The 1,323-nt window shown below is 48.5% G+C and carries 2 pseudogenes; both read right to left on the bottom strand.

The features are described 5' to 3' along the window. Positions 1 to 92 (bottom strand): annotated as a pseudogene (locus ACFIO3_RS13245) (phage tail protein); the annotation flags it as partial. A gap of 13 nt (positions 93 to 105) precedes the next feature. After that, positions 106 to 1,323 (bottom strand): annotated as a pseudogene (locus tag ACFIO3_RS13240) (phage tail tape measure protein); the annotation flags it as partial.

The raw sequence follows: 1,323 nt of genomic DNA, 5'->3' as shown, positions 1-1,323 counted from the left end.
CATGAAGCAGAAAACTCTTCCTCAAAGGATTGGAAATTCAGCCAGTCCACATAAAAAAGATGTGGTCCTAACATCAGTAAAGGATCTCTCATAGACGCCCTCCCCTTATTCTGTCCCGCCATGCAGCGCATTAGCGCGTGCCCGTTGCAAAGCATGGGCAACCGCACGACCAGTGGCCATGGGTTCACGCGCCCCATTGACATGCACCGTGACATTTTGATTGTGTGTGATGGGGGAACGGTCTTTGTCTCTTTGCTCTCTCGCAGATGAATTTACAGGAGAAGCTCCCGCAAATTGTGCAATCGGTTGAATGGTTGTTTTTCCTCCCAAAAAACTTGGCAAAAACTCTCTTACATCAATGGAACCAATCCACCCCTTAATGCGGCTAGGCAAAGATTTACAAAAATCCATCAATTGTGAGATAGATGACATAAAGCCATCGACAATCGAATTAGCCAGATCTTCGCCCGCTTGTTCCATACCAGCCTTGGCACTCTCCGAGAGCTTTTCCTGTGTAAAAAAACTCTTCAACCATTGCCAAAAGTTGGAAAAGCTTCGTTTAACGCTCTCCCACAAATTGCCAAACCACTCGACAACAAAGGAAAGTCCTTGTTTAAACTTTTGCCAATGTTTAGAGAAGTCGAAAGCAGCAGCAATGATGTTTTTCCATTTGGTGATGGTGGTAGTATCAGCACCAAAAAAACGCATAACGGCTTCAAAGGCACGCCCCCAAGCCCGAGATACCCCCCGTGCAAAACCTTTGACAAAAGAAGAGAAACGGTCCCAGTATTTCCACAAAGCAAAACCAGCAGCAAGGATGACAGCCACAACAGCAGCAATGACCGCCCCGATCGGAGTAAAAATACCCCCCACAACAGAGGAAAGACTTGCCCCAACCACTTCGATCACTGTCCCCATCCAACCAAAAGAGGCAGCAAATGCACTTCCTGAGACAGCAATCCCCCGTAAAGCCCCGACCAACAAGGTCATGGGGCGTAAGAGTCGGAGTGAACTTGCCCCAAGACCCGCGGTTAGCAAACCCAGCAAGCGCCCTGCGGCTGCTAAGCCACGCCAGCTTGCAGAAAGACCACGACTGAGTACTCTAAGCTTGATAAAAGAGCCTATCAATTGAAGAAGCCCAAGGCGTGTCCCGGCCATAGTAAAACGCAACACACGCAGAGCAATATTAAAAGCCATCAGAGCGGCAATGGTTTTGATAATGGCGCTTGTTAAAGCAGGATGGGCGTTCGCCCATGCCATCAAACCATTGACAAATCCCCCAACACTTTCCATCAAACTGTTGAGAGGAGGCAGAAGCACTTC

Source organism: Bartonella sp. AD328YNZD (assembly GCF_042196425.1).
The sequence above is the reverse complement of the archived record's forward strand: the minus strand, read 5'-3'. Positions and strand labels throughout refer to the sequence as shown.